General features: G+C 43.3%; 1 protein-coding gene. It reads right to left on the minus strand.

What is annotated here, in order from left to right:
• Positions 1-122: 122 nt before the first annotated feature.
• Positions 123-1,150, minus strand: a 1,028-nt coding sequence (locus tag V7L97_RS12775; protein ID WP_333656592.1) for a helicase-related protein, incomplete at its 5' end; no start/stop codon positions are given.

The raw sequence follows: 1,150 nt of genomic DNA on the forward strand, positions 1-1,150 counted from the left end.
TAACAATTACTATACGAACTACCGTATTTTCCCGGAAACTATTTAAACTATATCACATCCGAAAGATTTTTAAAACGGAAAAATCTCATAAAATCAATTAGGTGTCGTTTTCATAATTCCGTTTAAATACCCTTTACCCCCACCTTGAGCATACTCTCTTTTAATCCCCTTAGCCTATCCCTTATCTGTGCTGCCTTTTCAAAATCAAGATTTTTTGCAGCCTCTTTCATTTCCGATTCGAGTTTTTTAATGGCATCTTCGCTTAATTCGTATTCTGCCTTTTCTTCAGCAGCTACAGGGACTGTAAAGTAATCGGATTCATAAATAGAGCCGAGGATGTCCTTTATCTCGCTCTTTACAGTCTCCGGAGTTATTTTCATTTTCTTGTTATATGAAGACTGGATTTTCCTTCTCCTCTCTGTCTCGTCCAATGCCCTTTTCATGGAGCGTGTTATTGTATCTGCATAGAGGATAACCTCTCCATTTATATTCCTTGCTGCACGGCCTGCTGTCTGGATTAAAGAGCGCTCGGAGCGGAGAAAGCCTTCCTTGTCAGCATCAAAAATAGCAACGAGGGAAACTTCTGGAAGATCAAGTCCTTCCCTCAATAAGTTGACGCCTATAAGCACATCGAATTGTCCGAGCCTCAGGTCCCGCAATATTTCCACCCTTTCAAGCGTGTCTATGTCAGAGTGCAGATACCTTGCCTTTACACCGAGTTCAGTATAATAGTCTGTCAAATCCTCTGCCATCTTCTTCGTCAATGTTGTAACCAAAACCCTCTCACCTTTCTCTGCCCTTGTCCTTATCTCTCCAAGGAGGTCGTCCACCTGTCCTTTTACAGGCCTTACTATCATTTTTGGATCCATCAAGCCTGTCGGTCTTATAACCTGCTCGATAATCCTTCCCCCTGATTTTTCGATCTCGTATTCCGCAGGTGTTGCAGAAACGTAAATCACCTGATTTGTCCGGTGCTCGAACTCTTCGAATTTCAAAGGCCTGTTATCAAGGGCAGAGGGCAGTCTGAACCCATAATCAACGAGGGTCTGCTTTCTTGAACGGTCACCCTCATACATGCCCCTTATCTGCGGGACTGTGGCATGGGATTCGTCTATCACTAAGAGATAATCTCCATTGGAAGGCCCGCTTA

Source organism: Dissulfurispira sp., assembly GCF_036745535.1.
Classification (GTDB): Bacteria; Nitrospirota; Thermodesulfovibrionia; order Thermodesulfovibrionales; family Dissulfurispiraceae; genus Dissulfurispira.